At 65.8% G+C, this 15663-nt stretch carries 17 protein-coding genes and 1 riboswitch; of the genes, 4 read left to right on the top strand and 13 right to left on the bottom strand.

The window, feature by feature from the left end; genetic code table 11:
• The first annotated feature begins 130 nt into the window (after positions 1-130).
• Complete coding sequence (locus ACW18B_RS16940; RefSeq protein WP_492048184.1) at positions 131-2014, top strand: methyl-accepting chemotaxis protein; 1884 nt, start codon at positions 131-133, stop codon at positions 2012-2014.
• A gap of 134 nt (positions 2015-2148) precedes the next feature.
• Positions 2149-3339, top strand: coding sequence for a carbohydrate porin (locus ACW18B_RS16945; protein ID WP_492048185.1), 1191 nt, complete (start codon positions 2149-2151; stop codon positions 3337-3339).
• A 5-nt stretch (positions 3340-3344) separates the two neighbouring features.
• On the opposite strand, the gene ACW18B_RS16950 is transcribed toward ACW18B_RS16945, so the two are convergent.
• On the bottom strand, positions 3345-4127 hold the full coding sequence (locus ACW18B_RS16950) for a DUF2461 domain-containing protein (RefSeq protein WP_492048186.1): 783 nt from the start codon (positions 4125-4127) through the stop codon (positions 3345-3347).
• 156 nt (positions 4128-4283) lie between these two features.
• Here ACW18B_RS16950 and ACW18B_RS16955 point away from each other — a divergent pair, with 156 nt between their 5' ends.
• Entirely contained in the window at positions 4284-4637 is a 354-nt protein-coding gene (locus tag ACW18B_RS16955) for a SnoaL-like domain-containing protein (RefSeq protein WP_492048187.1), read from the top strand.
• 19 nt (positions 4638-4656) lie between these two features.
• Here ACW18B_RS16955 and ACW18B_RS16960 read toward each other — a convergent pair whose 3' ends face one another.
• From ACW18B_RS16960 to thiC, 5 genes are all read right to left on the bottom strand, one after another.
• Complete coding sequence (locus tag ACW18B_RS16960; protein ID WP_492048188.1) at positions 4657-4821, bottom strand: hypothetical protein; 165 nt, start codon at positions 4819-4821, stop codon at positions 4657-4659.
• On the bottom strand, positions 4818-5333 hold the full coding sequence (locus ACW18B_RS16965; RefSeq protein WP_492048189.1) for an ATPase: 516 nt from the start codon (positions 5331-5333) through the stop codon (positions 4818-4820). The genes ACW18B_RS16960 and ACW18B_RS16965 overlap by 4 nt, the downstream gene beginning before the upstream one ends.
• 57 nt (positions 5334-5390) lie before the next feature.
• Positions 5391-5744 (bottom strand): DUF1428 domain-containing protein, encoded by a 354-nt coding sequence (locus ACW18B_RS16970; RefSeq protein WP_492048190.1) that lies wholly within the window; start codon positions 5742-5744, stop codon positions 5391-5393.
• A gap of 94 nt (positions 5745-5838) precedes the next feature.
• The gene (locus ACW18B_RS16975) at positions 5839-6945 is read right to left on the bottom strand and encodes an Acg family FMN-binding oxidoreductase (RefSeq protein WP_492048191.1); all 1107 of its coding nucleotides are present in this window, start codon (positions 6943-6945) and stop codon (positions 5839-5841) included.
• 58 nt (positions 6946-7003) lie between these two features.
• Positions 7004-8845 (bottom strand): phosphomethylpyrimidine synthase ThiC, encoded by a 1842-nt coding sequence (gene thiC, locus ACW18B_RS16980; RefSeq protein ID WP_492048192.1) that lies wholly within the window; start codon positions 8843-8845, stop codon positions 7004-7006.
• 72 nt (positions 8846-8917) lie between these two features.
• Positions 8918-9023, bottom strand: a riboswitch (TPP riboswitch).
• Positions 9024-9422: 399 nt separating this feature from the next.
• Here thiC and ACW18B_RS16985 point away from each other — a divergent pair.
• Positions 9423-9950, top strand: coding sequence for a DUF4760 domain-containing protein (locus ACW18B_RS16985; protein WP_492048193.1), 528 nt, complete (start codon positions 9423-9425; stop codon positions 9948-9950).
• Positions 9951-9958: 8 nt separating this feature from the next.
• On the opposite strand, the gene ypfJ is transcribed toward ACW18B_RS16985, so the two are convergent.
• The 7 genes from ypfJ to ACW18B_RS17020 all read right to left on the bottom strand — a co-directional run bounded on the left by ypfJ (position 9959) and on the right by ACW18B_RS17020 (position 15604).
• On the bottom strand, positions 9959-10810 hold the full coding sequence (ypfJ, locus tag ACW18B_RS16990) for a KPN_02809 family neutral zinc metallopeptidase (protein WP_492048194.1): 852 nt from the start codon (positions 10808-10810) through the stop codon (positions 9959-9961).
• Between the two features lie 12 nt (positions 10811-10822).
• Positions 10823-11209: a hypothetical protein gene (locus tag ACW18B_RS16995; RefSeq protein WP_492048195.1), complete on the bottom strand. Its 387-nt coding sequence runs from the start codon at positions 11207-11209 to the stop codon at positions 10823-10825.
• 52 nt (positions 11210-11261) lie between these two features.
• On the bottom strand, positions 11262-11822 hold the full coding sequence (locus ACW18B_RS17000) for a tetratricopeptide repeat protein (protein ID WP_492048196.1): 561 nt from the start codon (positions 11820-11822) through the stop codon (positions 11262-11264).
• A 190-nt stretch (positions 11823-12012) separates the two neighbouring features.
• Positions 12013-12198 (bottom strand): hypothetical protein, encoded by a 186-nt coding sequence (locus tag ACW18B_RS17005; RefSeq protein WP_492048197.1) that lies wholly within the window; start codon positions 12196-12198, stop codon positions 12013-12015.
• Positions 12199-12318: 120 nt separating this feature from the next.
• The gene (locus tag ACW18B_RS17010; RefSeq protein WP_492048198.1) at positions 12319-13809 is read right to left on the bottom strand and encodes a tryptophan halogenase family protein; all 1491 of its coding nucleotides are present in this window, start codon (positions 13807-13809) and stop codon (positions 12319-12321) included.
• 17 nt (positions 13810-13826) lie between these two features.
• Positions 13827-14858 (bottom strand): cupin-like domain-containing protein, encoded by a 1032-nt coding sequence (locus tag ACW18B_RS17015; protein WP_492048199.1) that lies wholly within the window; start codon positions 14856-14858, stop codon positions 13827-13829.
• Positions 14855-15604, bottom strand: a complete 750-nt coding sequence (locus ACW18B_RS17020; RefSeq protein ID WP_492048200.1) for a SapC family protein — start codon at positions 15602-15604, stop codon at positions 14855-14857. Before ACW18B_RS17020 ends, ACW18B_RS17015 begins: the two co-directional genes overlap by 4 nt.
• Between the last annotated feature and the right edge of the window lie 59 nt (positions 15605-15663).

The raw sequence follows: 15663 nt of genomic DNA on the forward strand, positions 1-15663 counted from the left end.
ACTTACCGAACCGGCGAATACTCGAAATGAGCACACTTACTGGCTGGCCCCGCGCCATTTAGGTGCGCGTTAATCGAGCTGACCGTAACTGCGGCCGCGTTTCACGTATGATTTCGCAGAATGGGGAACTATGTCCAAGTCCAAGGAAGCCAACGGTCAACGCCCTTTGGAGCGTTTCATCACGCTGATGGTCGTCGGCCTGACCCTGTTTTGCGTCGCTTCCGCCGGCATGGGCGTCGTTTCGCTCGAGCGCCAGAGAGAGGCCCGGGCCGCGGAGTCGGCGCGCGACGAGATTTCGGCGGCCAAGACGCTCGAACTGGCGGTGCTGATGAAGCAGATCCAGCTCGAAATCGTTCAGGTGCAGCAATTCCTGACCGACGTGTCGGCGACGCGCGGCCTGGCGGGCCTGGACGATGGCTGGGACCTGGCCGAACAGAACGCCAAGGCGTTCAAGGCCGATGTGGCCCGCGCGCGCGGCCTGGCCAAGGACCTGCAGACCCAGAGCCTGGTCACCGCCCTCGACAACGTGGAAGCCGCCTTCCCCGCCTACTACGCCAATGGCCAGGCCATGGCCCACGCCTATGTGGACACCGGCACGGACGCCGGCAACGCTCTGATGGGGACTTTCGACGACTCCAGCATCGCCCTGGCCGCCCAGATGGACGGGGCCCGCGCCGCGATCAAGGCGATGAAGGCGGAAAAGGCCGAGCATGACATCGCTATTGAGGCTCGCCTCCGCGCCGACCAGACGCTTTCAATGATCCTGTGCGGCGCCATGGCGCTGGCCGCCTGCGTGCTCGGCGTCTTTGTCGTGGCCTTGACCCGCAAGCGGCTGCTGCGCCCCCTGTCGATCCTCAGCGACTATATGGGCCGGCTGGCGGAAGGCGACTACGAGAAGGAACCTCCGTTCCGCAACCGGGTGGACGAGTTGGGGACGATGGCGCGCTCGATCGCCGTCTTCCGGGGCGCGGCCATTGAACGCCGTCAGGCGCGCGAGGCCCAGGAGGCTGATCGCGACGCCATGGACACCGAGCGCCGTCAAACCGAGCAGGAGCGGGCGACAACCGAAGCCGAACGCACGCGGGTCGTCGGACGTCTGGCCGAAGCGCTGGGCAAGCTGTCGGACGGCGATCTGAGCACCCAGATCGAAACCCCCTTCCCGCCCGCGTTCGAGGTTCTGCGCGGCGACTTCAACAGCGCCGTCACGCGCCTCTCGGCCGCGCTCGGGGCCATCGCCAACGGCGCGGCGTCGATGCAGAACGGCTCAGAGGAAATCGCCTCGGCCGCCGACGACCTGTCGCGCCGCACCGAACAGCAGGCGGCCAGCCTGGAAGAAACCGCCGCTGCCCTGGGCGAGATCGCCGAGACGGTGAACCGCGCGACCGCCGGCGCCAAGGAGGCGGCCTCGGTGGTCGCCCAGGCCAAGTCCGACGCCGAACGGTCCGGCGACGTCGTCAACCGCGCCGTCGCCGCGATGAGTGAAATTGAAAACTCCTCCACCCAGATCAGCCGGATCATCGGCGTGATCGACGAGATCGCCTTCCAGACCAATCTTCTGGCCCTCAATGCCGGTGTCGAGGCGGCGCGGGCCGGCGAGTCCGGCCGAGGGTTCGCCGTTGTCGCACAGGAAGTGCGAGCGCTGGCCCAGCGCTCGGCGGACGCGGCCAAGCAGATCAAGGCACTGATCACCCAGTCCGGGGCCCAGGTCGCCTCCGGCGTCGATCTGGTCGGCCAGACCGGCAAGACCCTGCACAAGATCGTTCAGGAGGTCATTCGCGTCGACACCCTGGTCAACGACATCGCCCGGTCAGCCGAAGAGCAGTCGATCGGACTTCGTCAGGTGAACACCGCGGTCAACCACATGGACCAGGTCACCCAGCAGAATGCGGCCATGGTCGAGCAGACCACAGCGGCCACCCACTCCTTGCGGACGGAAGCCCTGGACCTGGCTCGACAGGTCGCGGGATTCAAGCTCGGCGGGTCCGCGACATCCAACCTGCGAAAGGTCGCCTGAGCCCCGTCGCAGCCAATACCCGAAATGAGTGTGTTTACAACATATAAATCAGTAACTTAACCGGAAATAAGGCAAGTCCTGCCATCCTGACCCTAGAGATCCCACGACGGGTCCGGGGTTGGATGGTGAAGGCTATGAACGACTCAAAGGGCTCGATGTGGGTGCTTGTCAGCATGGCGTGCGGCGCGGCCATGGCCGCCGCGACGCCGGCCGCCGCTCAGGATGATCCGGCGCTGAAGCTCAGCCTGGACTTTACGGGCGATGTCAGCGGCGTCATCGCAGGCGGCGTCGCCCAGCGCGGTCGCGTGCTGGACGACCTGCAAATCGGCGCCGATATCGACCTGGGCAAGGCCCTGGGCTGGTCTGGCGCTACGGCGCACCTGACCCTTCTGAACAATTCCGGCGGCATCCCCAATGACGCCGCCGGCGCCCTGCAGGGCATCAACAATATCGAGGTCAGCCAGCAGCGCACGCGCCTGTTTGAGGCCTGGATCGAACAGAGCTTTGGCGGCGACCAGGGTTCGATCCTGGCGGGCCTCTATGACGTCAACAGTGACTTCTACGCCAATGACAGCGCCGGTCTGCTGATCGCGCCGGCCTTCGGCATCGGCTCGGAACTGGCCGCCACCGGCCCCAATGGACCGTCCATCTTCCCCTCCACCGCCCTGGCCGTGCGTCTGCGCTGGCAGGCGGGGGAGTCGAGCTATGTCCAGGCCGCCATCATCAACGCCCAGGCCGGCGTGCTGGGCGACCCCGGCGGCGTCGACCTGAGCTTCGACAACGGAACCCTGGTCATCGCCGAAACCGGCTGGACCTCGGCGACGGCTGGAAAGCTGGCGGCCGGCGCCTGGACCTACAGCCAAAAGCAGGACGACTGGCGCGCGGTGACCGCTGCCGGCGATCCGGTCCAACAGCGCGCGGGCGGCGTCTATCTCCTCGCGGAACGCCGACTGGCGGGCGAAGAGGACGGCCCCCGTCGCACCACCGGCTTTGCCCGGATCGGCGTGTCCGACGGCGCCACCTCGCCGTTTGAAGGCGGCTGGCAGGCCGGCGTACTGATCGAGGAGGTCTTCGCCCAACGGCCGGACAGCGCGCTGTCCCTGGGCGTCAACCAGGCCTTCATCAGCGGTCGCGAACGCGACAACAGCGTCGACGCGGGCCGCAATATCGGGCGTACGGAGACCGCCTTCGAAATCACCTATTCCGACAGCCTGACCGAGCATGTGAGCCTGCAGCCCGACCTGCAATATATCGTGCGGCCGGCCGGTGACCGCGACATCGACAACGCCGTCGTCGCCACCCTGAGGCTGAAGATCTCGTACTGAACGGCCTAGGGGCGCAGCGCCTTCCAGCCGAAGTCCAGCAGCGGCCGGGCGTCGGCGGCGAAACGGGCGATGACCTCGGGCAGGTCCGGGCCCGCGACCTCCGCCCCTGACAGGTCACGGCGGACCAGCCAGCGGGTGCGCTTCAGGACGGCCTCCAGCGGACCGCCGGCCTGATCCTCGAACCCCTTGGGCATGCGCTTGACCGGATCACCGGGCTCGATCTCCAGCCCCTTGGCCGTCAGGGCCTTCTCGACCGCCGCCCAGCCCTTGGGATCAGCGACGAGAGCATGGCGGAAGGCGTCGATCTGCGGACGCTCCGACAGATAGAACCCCGCCGCCGCGAAGGCCCCGCGACCCGCATAGCCGTCATGGCTTCCCTGGGCGGACGGCAGGGTCGAGGGATCCAGCGGATCGATGGTCTGCGGATCGAAGGCCGGCGTCGCGCCGCCTTCCGGCTCGATATGCACATACAGCATGCCCGGCGACATCTTCTGGCCGTCGCGCGTCAGGGTGGCCGAGACATGGGTCTTGTAGGGCGTCTTGTCCTTGGAGAACCGGGTGTCGCGATGGATGCGGAACACGGTGTGCTTGGGATGCCCCGCCAGGAGCAGGCCCCGGGCGTCCAGGGTTTCGTTCAGGGCCAGGATCAGGGCCGCGAGCGTGGGTTTCAGCCCCGCGTCAAAGGGGGCGCGATGGGCGGCGAACCAGTCTCGATCATTGTGCGCGGCCAGATCGGTCAGGAAGGCGAGATCGGCGGCGGCGAAGCCGGGGAACGGGGCGTGACTCATGGGCGCGACGGTAGCGGAAAACCATCAGGCCTGTCTGCTGCCAGCCACTGTCAGCAACCTGCATCCATTAGAACAAAAAGCGAACATATGGACTTGAACAATCCGGTTTGCCGAGAGAGGGTCGCCGTCGCCAACCCCTCTCTTCAGGAGCTCACCATGACTGTTCAAGACATCGCCGCCGATCTCGTGACCCTCTGCAAGGCTGGAGACTTCGACACCCCCGGGAAAAAATACTGGGCCGACGACGTCGTCAGCCTCGAGGCCATGCCCGGCGACATGGCCCGCATGCAGGGCAAGGCCGCGGTCACCGGCAAGGGCGAATGGTGGGCCGCCAATCACGAGGTCCACAGCGTCGAGGTGACCGGCCCCTATATCAACGGCGACCAGTTCGCGGTCGGCTTCAAGATGGACGTGACCCCCAAGTCCAGCGGCGAGCGCATCACCATGGATGAAGTGGCGGTCTATACCGTTCTCGACGGCAAGATTGTCGAGGAGAAGTTCTTCTACTGAAGCACGCCGGCGCGGTCATTCAACGCTGAGCGGCCGCGCTTCTCTTTGCGGGTCGGATGACGTCTGTCACCGGCTTGGAGGCGATGAATTTTCCGGAGCGCTCTTCACGCGTGCCATGGGTCGCGATCCAGGCGGCGTCTCGCATGGCCTTGGCGATGCTTTCGGGATCTGGCGTCTTGGTCATGACGAACTCCTATCGATCAAGGTAGTCGTTCCATCGCCACTTTCCCAGACTTCCCAACGATCGACCAGCGTCTTGTAGATTTCCAGATTGGCGAGACTGCGCTGAAAGCGTCGACGAAGGTCGATCTCCGGTACGGGATGACCACCCATGCTTACCCGATGGGCGACGCGAGCTATTGACGCCTCGACATCCGGCAATCGCACATAGATCAGCACGACGCTGTATCGGGCCTCGCGCCATTCAGGGATGCGCCGGGCATAGAGCCGACTGGACAGGGTTGTTTCCAGAACGATGTCCGCGCCTTCACTGATGTAAGCGTTGAGATTTTCCAGCATGACACGCCCGGCGCGCATGTCGCGCTCCGTCGAGGAGAGCGCCGGTTCGGTCAAACGCCGAGCAATCTCATCGGCATTGGCAAAGACGTAGTTCGGCGCGCTGGCATTGATCCAGCGTGTCGCGAAAGTTGTTTTACCCGCGCCATTCGGGCCCGCAACGATCAGTATGGTCGGCAAGGTCGCGCTCCAACACCCAAGCGCGACTACCGCATAACGGTAGTCTATGCGACAGCTCTACAACTCCAGGAACGCCTCGAACCCGCCGAAGATCATGCGTTTGCCGTCGAAGGGCATGTTGTCCATGTACGGCTTCATGCGCTCGTCGGCCATCACCTTGGCCATCACCGCGTCGCGCGCGGCGCGGTCGGCATAGGTGATCCAGGAAAAGACGACGATCTCCTCGTCGGTGGCCTGCACGGCGCGCGGGAACGAGGTGACCTCGCCATAGGGCGTGTCTTCACCGAAGCACTCGACGTAGGACAGAGCCCCGTGCTCCATCCACACCTTGCCGCCCAGCCGGGCCATGTCCTTGTAGGCCTCGATATTGGCTTTCGGAACGGCGAGCACGAAACCATCGACATAAGCCATGAGCAGTCCTCCCTGTCGTCGTTGACGAGACTAGAACGAACGGGCGCGATAGGTTCCGACAAGCGGGCGAGAAAACGGCGCGCCGCCGCCACGCTCAGGCTGAAAGTACCGCCGAAACCGGCCGCCGCAAAGACCTCGGCATGGCGGGGCCCGCGCCGAAGCGCACCACCAGATCGGGGCGTCGGACGGGGTCGCCCAGCCAGGCCGCCAGTTCCGCGCGGGTCGGCGCATTCTCGACGGGCTGGTTGAGGAAGGCCAGTTTCAGCCCCCGGGCGGTGGCGGTCAGGGCGAAGCGGGTGAAGGCCCGCCCAGCAGCCACCCAGCCGGCCGGATCGTCGGAGGGCCCGGTGAACACCGCCGCGCCGGCGGTCTGGGCCATCTGGTGGGCGATCTTGTCGGCGGAGCTCTTGACGGTGAACGCGAGGTCAAACATCCGCGAGCCTAGCCAGCGCGGTAGGGCGGGATTGCCCGAAGAGCGCGTGAACAGGCCGTCACGCCGGGCCAGGGCCTCGGCGGCGTCGAAACGGATCCAGGTCATCAGTTCGCGGCGAAAGGCCGGATCGGCGACCTGGGCCTTGTCGCCCTCGATGATCAAGGCTGTCAGCGCGTCGAGGCGGGGACGGTCGGTGATCAGGCTCAGCGCTACGTCGGGGCCGGCGCTGACCGCCAGGGCTCGCAAGGTCGCGGCCGGGACGGGACGCGGATCATAGTCGCCGCGGGTTGAGGCGCGATGGGCGATGGCCGCGAACAGGGGATCGGGGCCCAGATGACGCGGCGACAGCGTGACGGCGACGCCCTCGACGGGTCCCAGGAACCGCGCCTCGCCCGACCAGCCATAGCCGGTGGCGGCGTGCAGCAGGGTCTCGGCGGCGCAGCCCAGGCTGACGAACAGGTGATGGTCGTCGGGATCGACCACCGGGGTGCGTCGCGACAGGTCCGGCTGGAGGATGAGGTCGCGGCCCCGCACGAGGAACCGCCAGGGCTGGGTGTTGTGGCCGCTGGCGGCCAGCGTGGCGGCATGGACCAAGGCCTGAACCGGCAGCCCGGTCGTCGGCCCGATCGGGGGCAAGGCCCAGGTGGCGGCGACCGCCTCGGCATAGGCGTCCCCGCCGGCGGCGCAGCCGGTCGCGCCGATGAACGGCAGAACTCCCAGAACAGCGCGGCGGGTGGTCATCGACAAGGCCTCCAGAAGAGTCCCCACGATTGCCCGCTCCTGCCCGCCCGGCCTTGACGCGGATCAAGGCCGGGCGAAACAAGCCCTATTCGGTCTTCAGATAGATCTCCGAGCCCTGCTCGCGGAACTTCTCGCTCATCTCGGCCATGCCCAGAGCCGCCGCCTCGTTCGGGGCCTGAGCGGCGGCAAATTCCCGCACCTCGTGGCTGATCTTCATCGAGCAGAACTTGGGGCCGCACATCGAGCAGAAGTGCGCAGTCTTGTGCGCCTCCTTGGGCAGGGTCTCGTCGTGGAACTTGCGGGCGGTTTCCGGATCGAGGGCCAGGTTGAACTGGTCTTCCCAGCGGAACTCGAACCGCGCCCGGCTGATGGCGTCGTCCCACATGGCCGCGCCCGGGTGACCCTTGGCCAGGTCGGCGGCGTGGGCGGCCAGCTTGTAGGTGATGACGCCGGTCTTGACGTCGTCGCGGTCCGGCAGACCCAGGTGCTCCTTGGGCGTGACGTAGCAGAGCATGGCCGTGCCGAACCAGCCGATCATCGCCGCGCCGATCGCCGAGGTGATGTGGTCGTAGCCAGGGGCGATGTCGGTGGTCAACGGGCCCAAGGTGTAGAAGGGGGCCTCGTGGCAGTGCTTGAGCTGCTCGTCCATGTTGGCCTTGATCTTGTGCATGGCCACGTGGCCCGGCCCTTCGATCATCACCTGAACGCCCTTGTTCCAGGCCACCTTGGTCAGCTCGCCCAGGGTGCGCAGTTCCGAGAACTGGGCCTCGTCATTGGCGTCGGCGGTCGAGCCGGGACGCAGGCCGTCGCCCAGCGAGAACGACACGTCATACTGGCGCATGATGTCGCAGATCTCGTCGAAGCGCTCGTAGAGGAAGTTCTCCTTGTGGTGCGCCAGGCACCACTTGGCCATGATCGAGCCGCCGCGCGAGACGATGCCGGTGACCCGCTTGGCGGTCATCGGGATGAACGGCAGCCTCACGCCGGCGTGGATGGTGAAGTAGTCGACGCCCTGCTCGGCCTGTTCGATCAGGGTGTCGCGGAAGACCTCCCAGTTCAGGTCCTCGGCCACGCCGTTGACCTTTTCCAGCGCCTGATAGATCGGCACCGTGCCGATCGGCACGCTGCTGTTGCGGATGATCCAGTCGCGGATGTTGTGGATGTTGCGGCCGGTCGACAGGTCCATGACCGTGTCGGCGCCCCAGCGGGTGGCCCAAACCAGCTTGTCGACCTCGTCGGCGACGGTGCTCAGCACCGCCGAATTGCCGATATTGGCGTTGATCTTGACCAGGAAGTTGCGGCCGATCGCCATCGGCTCAAGTTCGCCGTGGTTGATGTTGGCCGGGATGATGGCGCGGCCGCGGGCCACTTCCTGGCGCACGAATTCCGGCGTCACGAAGTCGGGGATCGAGGCGCCGAAGTCGTCGCCGTCGCGCACGCAGGGGCGGTCCTGCTCGCGGCGCAGGTTCTCGCGGATGGCGACATATTCCATCTCGGCGGTGATCTTGCCGGCGTTGGCGTATTCGTACTGGGTGATCAGCGCGCCCGGCTTGCCGCGATAGATCGTGCGGCCAACGGCCGGGAACTGCGGGGCCAGGTGCTTGCCTTGCGCAAAGCCGTTGTCCTCGGGCTTCACCGCGCGGGGCGTTTCCACCACCTCGACATCGCCGCGCGCCACGACGAAGGCTTCGCGGGTGCGCTCAAGCCCCTTCTCGATGTCGATCGTCGCGGTGGGATCGCTATAGGGGCCCGACGGGTCATAGACCGTCACCGGCGGCTCGTTGGCCGACGGGTGGACGGCCACTTCGCGGAACGGCACGCGGATATCGGGGAACAGCTCGCCGGCCTGATAGACCTTGCGCGAGCCGGGGATGGGGCCGGTCGAGATGGTCTCGGCGACGGCCTTGATGGTGGACTGGACGTTCATTTTCGGGCGCTCCTTGGCGTAAAGGAGACCCGGACGTGTCGCGCTAAGTCGGTGTGCGAAGGCGGGCTTTCGCCAGGCTTCGCGTTCCCTCCCTTCGCCGGCATGACCCGGATCAGGTTCGACGGGTCAGGGCCAAGACCCAATCTCAGCCGCGCAAGCGACCCCCCGGTGAACAGGGGGACACTAGGCCGACTGACGTGAGGGTCAAGGCTTGCCGCGCATCCCGCCTTGGTAGGTTCGCGCTCAAGGAGAATCGTTGACCCTTCAGCCCGCTTCACCGTCTAATTTAAGCATCGGAAGTTTCGAGTCGTGATCGGAACGCCGATGGGTTCTTGGCCGTTGACACCATGAGGGCACGTGCACATATGCGCGCGTAAGGAATTGTTAACGTGGCTGGTGTTTCTAAACACAGAGTCACAGCGTTCCATTGCGCCTTGCGTGCGGGTCGATTTGGAGAAGAGTTGCATGACTAAAATCAAAATCGCCGAGGGCTGGGGTGGGTTGAGCTAACCCTCTAGTCAGACAACAGATGGTTGATTAATTTGCCCTCCGGTTCGACGCCGGGGGGCATTTTGCTATGGGCAATAGCGCAACAGTAGCCAGCACCTTTCTGGGCTTGCATGAAGTACATGCAGTGTTCATCACAGCCGCCTTGGCGGCAACGATCGCATGCTGGGGCATCTTGAGCCAAAGAGCACTGGCTTGTCGTCAGGCCACACTGGATATGATCACTGCGTCGGAGTCAGACCGGCAACTGATCGACGCTAGACTGACCTTTATACGGCTAGCGAAGGAGAACGGAGGATTGGCGGTATGGGCCGAGCCTCAAAACGAAGCCACGGTAGAATCTCAAGCCATCCGGCTAGTACTCAACCAGTTTGAACTGGCGGCCATAGGCATTTCACGTAAAATTTTAGATTATCAATTATACGTGCGCTGGTGCGGGTCATCGGCACAAAAGACTTGGGAGCACGCCGATCCCTACGTCCGACTATTACGTCAACGCCAGGCTAGAAATACCTATTTCGGAGAATTCGAAAGCTTGGTGGAGCGTTTAAAAACAGACCCTCCCAGACATCAGAATAAAAGCCCAAAGAAAGCATAGCCAAAACTCTACAGCCGCGCCGAGCCAAACGTGTCGCACGCCGCCGGATCGCCGCGCTCATAGCCGCGCGTGAACCAGCGCATGCGCTGGGCGCTGGTGCCGTGGGTGAAGCTGTCGGGCACGACCTGGCCCTGGGTCTTGGACTGGATCGCATCATCGCCCACGGCCGAGGCCGCGCCCAGGCCGTCCTCGATGTCGGCGGGGTTGATGACGATCTGGCCGCCAGAGGTTTCGCCGGCGTGCGCGGCCCAGACCCCGGCATAGCAGTCGGCCTGCAGTTCCAGTCGCACCGAACCGCTCTGCTCGCCCCGCGCGCCCAACCGTCGGGCCTGGTCGGAGGTCCCCAGCAGGGTCTGCACGTGATGGCCGATCTCGTGGCTGATCACATAGGCGCGGGCGAACTCGCCCTTGGCGCCGTACTTGGTCTCAAGATCGTTCCAGAAGGTCAGGTCCAGATAGACCGTGCGGTCGGCCGGGCAATAGAACGGCCCCATGGCCGACTGGCCGGTTCCGCAGCCCGTCTGCGTGGCGTTGTCATACAGGACCACCGCCTCAGGCGGCGTGTAGCGCACGTTCTGTCGGGCGAAGATCGGACCCCAGACGTCGGTGTTGGAGGTCTCGATGGCGTCAACGAATTGGCCCTTCTCGTCGGACGCTGTCCCACGAACGCCCGCCTCCTGCTGGCCCTGCCCCTGGATCTGCTGGGTCGCCTGCAAGGTGGTCTGCGGATCAATGCCGAACACGAAATAGCCCACCGCCGCCAGGACCAGCGCCCCGATCCCGCCGCCGGCCAGGCCCACGCCGCCCATCCCGCGGCGATCCTCGATATTGCCCTCGCGACGGGCGCCTTTCCATTCCATGAGGTCGTCCTGTCAGTGGTCACTGGCCGGGCGCACGGCCCGGATTCGCGCGTTGCTCCGCGCCAGGGCATCCTGCGTCAGGCGCTCCGTGCGGTCCATTTGCTGCGTGATCGAGTCCGCCGGACTCTCAGGCGGCGCGTCTGATGGCGCGACCGGCGATACGGTCACGCCCGGCGGGTCGGCGCCCGCCCCTTCCAGTTCGCGCAGGACCAGCGCCGTCCGCGCCTGGCCCTGTTGAGCCTGGATCTGGCTCTGAAAGGCCGGCAGGTCCTGACGAGTGATCTCCGCGCCGTGGCCGGCGGCGTTCTGGGCCGTCAGTTCGCGCAGAACATCCTCCTGGGCAGACGCGCCGTCGGCGGTCGCCACGAACGCAAGGCCGCCGGCAATCGCCCATTTCATGCCCCGCATTGACGCTCCTTCGCCTTGAACCCAGCCGGAGCCTCGGCGTGTTTCAGGGCCGCTTGACGGTGAAACGCATCAGCTCACGTTTCGGTGCATCCCACTGGGGATCCAGTTCCGCCGCCTTGGAATAGTCCTGATAGGCCGAGCTCAGATCGCCCAGGCCTTCATTGGCCATGCCGCGATTGAACCAGGCCTTTTCCGGGTCCTTGACCCCCAGGGCCAGGCCCTTGTCGATCTGACCCAGGGCGTCGCCATAGCGTTCCTCGCCGACATAGGTGGCGCCGCGATTGACCCACGCCTCGCCGAGATCCGGATCGATCCTGGAGGCGGCGTCGAAATCGGCCCGCGCATTGGAAAAATCCCTCTGGCGCATCTGCAGCACGCCCCGGTTCACATAGGTGCGGGCCCGGTCGCGGAAATTCAGGTTCTCGGTCTCCAGCGCCGTGGTGCAGGTGAGCACCGATTTCTGGTCGGCCCGCCCGTCAATGGCGGCGACCGAACAATCCTTGGCCGCGCCGCCGCCGAGCACCAGGGTCGAGGCCATCGCCCCGCCCGTCGTCAAAAAGGTCGCCGTCAACGCACTCGCGACCAGAAGGCTTCTTGGCGTCATGTCTTCCTCCCTGTGGCGAGGTCCTTCTGACGGGTGGGCGGAGAAACCTTGTCCCCTCGCCACACCGCGCCGGGCCGCGCTCAACGACGGCAAATCTGCGCTCGAACGACAGCGCCGTCGATATGGATAATAGCACGGTCCCGCGCCGGGCTCAGAGCGGGCCCGGCAAAAAAAACACCTGGCGCGGCGCTTAAACGCCGGCGCCCCGCGCCGGCAGGCTGTCGTCGCAGGCCTCGATCATCCCGGCCAGGGCGGCGGCGCCGCGCGAAGTCTGGGCCATGCGACGCAGGGCGGCCCGGGCATGGCTGCTGTCGGCGATTTCCGCCTGGCGCTCGAGCCGTTCGGCCTCACGGAGATGATCAGTTCGGGTGCGCATGGGATAAATGTTTACAGATTGTAAACTTCATCGCCATGCGACCGCTGGCCGCACGACGCGATTCCCGCCCCATTTCAAGCCCTGCGGACAGGGTCGCGCGAACGCCGCAGTCGCGGTCAATCAGGTCGGCGAAGCCGCACAATAGCGGTCCAGGAAGGCCTGATGGTGAGGCATCCGCTCGACGGCCTGGGCGATATTGCCCTTCAGGTCGTCCAGCGCCCGGCGCAGCTGTCCGGGCGGGATCATGCGGCCCATATGGTGGTGGCCTTTGGGCTCCAGCCTCTGGCCCAGCATCACCTGCAGCCAGGAGTCGACCTGGAACAGTTCGCCCGGCGCCTGGAACACCTGGGCGTTGTCGCGGAACAGGGCGATGCGATGGACCAGGCTGTCGGGGATCTCCATGGTCCGGCAATAGTCCCAGAACGGGCTGTCGGTGCGCTCGGTCAGCGTATAGTGCAGGATGATGAAGTCGCGGATCTTCTCCAGCTCGTCCTCGGCCAGGCGGTTGTAGCGGGCGATCACCGCCTCGTTGACCCCGTCGAACGGGAACAGCTGCATCAGCCGCGTCACCCCGATCATGATCATGTGGATCGAGGTGGATTCCAGCGGCTCGACAAAGCCGCTGGCCAGGCCCAGGGCGATGCAGTTCTTGTCCCAGGTCTTGCGACGCCGGCCGGTGCGATAGCGCAGCAGCCGAGGCTCGGTCAGCGGCTCGGCGTCGATCTGCTGCAGCAGCAGCGCATGGGCCTCGTCGTCCGACAGGTGCTCGCTGCTATAGACGAGGCCATTGCCCACCCGGTGCTGCAACGGGATCTTCCACTGCCACCCCGCCCGGTGGGCGCTGGCGCGGGTGTAGGGAATGGCGGGGCCCGTGGAGCGGGTCTGCACCGCCAGGGCGCTGTTGGTCGGCAGCCAGTGGTTCCAGTCCTCGAAGCCGGCCTTCAGGGTCTGTTCGATCAGCAGGCCGCGAAAGCCCGTGCAGTCGATGAACAGGTCCCCCGCGATCACCTCGCCCGACGCCAGGACCAGGGCCTCGATGAAGCCGTCCTCCGGCCGCTGCCGGACACTGGTGATCTTGCCCTCCTGTCGCCGGACCCCGGCGGCCTCGCTCATCTTGCGCAGGAACTGGCCATAGAGGGTGGCGTCCAGATGGTAGGCGTAGTTGATCGAGGCGTTCTCATCGGTGAAAAAACGCTCGGCCTTGGCCGCCTGCAGTTCGAAACAATAGTCGCCCAGATCGCCGGCGAAGCCTTCGGCGCGGGCCTGCAGCCAGAAATGGTGAAAGCCGCCCATCCAGGTGGATTTGCCGACCTGGCCGAACGAGTGAATGTAGCGGTCGCCGATCTGGCCCCAGTTCTCGAACGAAATCCCCAGCTTGAAGGTCGACTGGGTGGCCCGCATGAACTCGGCTTCGTCGATCCCCAGCAGGGCGTTGAAGGTGCGCGCCGTCGGGATGGTCGACTCCCCTACCCCCACCGTGCCGATCTCGTCGGACTCGACCACGACGATGTCGAGCAGCGGGCCCAACTGCTTGGACAGCGCCGCCGCCGCCATCCACCCGGCCGTCCCGCCCCCGGCGACGACCACCTTCTTCACGACCTGACCGCTCACACCCTGCTCCATCGTTCCTATCGGTTCAGCCGGTCCAGAAGATCGGCGCGCAGCCGACGCGCCTTCATGAGGTCCATCGGCCCCAGAACGCCCCGCGCCGGCTCGGGCAGGTGCGCGCCCGCGCGCTCGGCGGGACCGAAGAGGTAGTAGTCAAACAGCGCCTTCCAGCCCTGCTTCTCGTGCTCGGGGCGGTCGCGCAGGCTCAGCAGGCCGTGCCGCAGGGTGTTCATGGGCGTATCCATGAAGCCCGGCGCCGCGTTCCACCAGTAATTGATCAGCACATTGAACGGGTCCAGCGCCTCGACCTGGTGCCACCACAGGGCCGGATAGACCAGCACGTCGCCGGGCTCCAGCTCGGCCACCTGGGCGGCGGCCAGGGCGTCACGGAAACCGGGATGGCGATCGAAGTCCGGCGCGTCGAAATCCACCAGGCTGACCGCCTGGCCGCCTGGCGTGGGCTCCAGCGGTCCCGGATACAGGTTGGCCACCTGGTCGGGCGGAAACAGCGTGAAGCGACGCCGGCCCACGGCGCAGACCGCGATGTTGTTGGACATGTCGTAATGGGCCGCCGCCACGGTGCGGTTGCCCATCCACAGGCTGGCCATCGGCGGCTCGGCGCCAAAGGTCTCGGGACCAAGGCCCAGATCGTTCTCCGCGCGCAGCGTCGGGAAATAGGCGTCCAGATCGGTCGAGCCGACATAGAGGGCCGGACCGTCGGCCTCGTCCAGCCCTGCCGCGATCCGCGCCAGAATGTCGCCAAGGCCCGCCCGTTCGGTCCGGAAGTTCAGGCCGGTGCGGCTCTCATCATGAAAGAAGCGGCCCTTGATCGCCGGGTCGCCTACATAGACCAGCAGCCGCCCCCCGCGATCCTGGGCCGACAGATAGGCCATCGCCGCCTGGGGAGACTCCAGCCCCGCCTGAACCAGCGGCCAGTCGCGCGACAGGCCGCGGAAGATCATCGGCGTCTGGCCCTCGATCACCGCCGCGAACGGGATGTCTCCGGGCGAGGCGACCGTGGTTTCCAGCACCCTGCGGGCGACATCGCTCATGACGCCGGCCGCCCCTCGCCGGCGCTCAGCGCCGCCCGCTGCGCATTCTTCAGTTCGACCAGGCGCTGGATATTGCCCATCGACGACAAGATCCATTGCGCGGCGCGCAGCAGGCCCGACTGGTGCATCCGCTCCAGATCGGCTCCCGCCAGCGCCGCCAGTCGATCAGCGGCGATGGTGTGGAAATCGGGCAGGTCATAGGACGCGCCGTCGTCCAGCTGGATTTCGATCGACACCGGCGTGATCAGGTCCAGCTCAACAAAGGCCGAAAACATCGGCTTGCTGATTTCCAGCCCGTCATAGATCGCGCCCAGGACGCCGATCATGTGCTGCAGATACGGCGCATTGCCGCCGGCGGGCAGGAACAGGGGCTCGCCCTGGGTGGTGCTGATGCGGGGATGATCCAGATCGACATGGATCATGGGCTTGGCCGGCTCGCCGTCGTCGGCGTCGCGCAGGGCGATGGAAAACGCGCCCCTTTGCTGCACGGCCGGCACATAGCGGGCCCGCCATTCGCCGTCGTGGAGAAACAGGTTCTCGTCCCGGTCCAGGCCCAGAAGCGCCACGGCCTGATAGTCGCCGTTCGGGTCCTTGCGCAGCAGGATCGGATAGTCGCGCTGCGCCGCCTCGAACTCGGTCGGGAGCAGCAGCGCCTGATTGATGTTGTCGCCGAAGCCGGCTCCGTAGCCGACGATCGCCTTCAGATCGGCGTGGTCGACATTGTTAAGCAGCACTCTTTTGGTCATGCGCGCCTTTCGCGTCGGGCGGTCGTTTGGTCGATCCTACGCCGTTTTGGAAGAAAAAG

This window comes from Caulobacter sp. FV2ps19, from assembly GCF_058681035.1.

Excerpts from the sequence above, each read along its gene's own strand:
- ACW18B_RS17015 (WP_492048199.1), bottom strand. The coding sequence starts at position 14,858 with ATGAGCGATGTCGCCCGCAGGGTGCTGGAAACCACGGTCGCCTCGCCC.
- ACW18B_RS16970 (WP_492048190.1), bottom strand. The coding sequence starts at position 5,744 with ATGGCTTATGTCGATGGTTTCGTGCTCGCCGTTCCGAAAGCCAATATC.
- ACW18B_RS16960 (WP_492048188.1), bottom strand. The coding sequence starts at position 4,821 with ATGACCAAGACGCCAGATCCCGAAAGCATCGCCAAGGCCATGCGAGAC.
- ACW18B_RS16955 (WP_492048187.1), top strand. The coding sequence starts at position 4,284 with ATGACTGTTCAAGACATCGCCGCCGATCTCGTGACCCTCTGCAAGGCT.
- ACW18B_RS16945 (WP_492048185.1), top strand. The coding sequence starts at position 2,149 with ATGAACGACTCAAAGGGCTCGATGTGGGTGCTTGTCAGCATGGCGTGC.
- ACW18B_RS16985 (WP_492048193.1), top strand. The coding sequence starts at position 9,423 with ATGGGCAATAGCGCAACAGTAGCCAGCACCTTTCTGGGCTTGCATGAA.
- thiC (WP_492048192.1), bottom strand. The coding sequence starts at position 8,845 with ATGAACGTCCAGTCCACCATCAAGGCCGTCGCCGAGACCATCTCGACC.
- ACW18B_RS17005 (WP_492048197.1), bottom strand. The coding sequence starts at position 12,198 with ATGCGCACCCGAACTGATCATCTCCGTGAGGCCGAACGGCTCGAGCGC.
- ACW18B_RS16940 (WP_492048184.1), top strand. The coding sequence starts at position 131 with ATGTCCAAGTCCAAGGAAGCCAACGGTCAACGCCCTTTGGAGCGTTTC.
- ACW18B_RS16995 (WP_492048195.1), bottom strand. The coding sequence starts at position 11,209 with ATGAAATGGGCGATTGCCGGCGGCCTTGCGTTCGTGGCGACCGCCGAC.
- ACW18B_RS16950 (WP_492048186.1), bottom strand. The coding sequence starts at position 4,127 with ATGAGTCACGCCCCGTTCCCCGGCTTCGCCGCCGCCGATCTCGCCTTC.
- ypfJ (WP_492048194.1), bottom strand. The coding sequence starts at position 10,810 with ATGGAATGGAAAGGCGCCCGTCGCGAGGGCAATATCGAGGATCGCCGC.
- ACW18B_RS17020 (WP_492048200.1), bottom strand. The coding sequence starts at position 15,604 with ATGACCAAAAGAGTGCTGCTTAACAATGTCGACCACGCCGATCTGAAG.
- ACW18B_RS17000 (WP_492048196.1), bottom strand. The coding sequence starts at position 11,822 with ATGACGCCAAGAAGCCTTCTGGTCGCGAGTGCGTTGACGGCGACCTTT.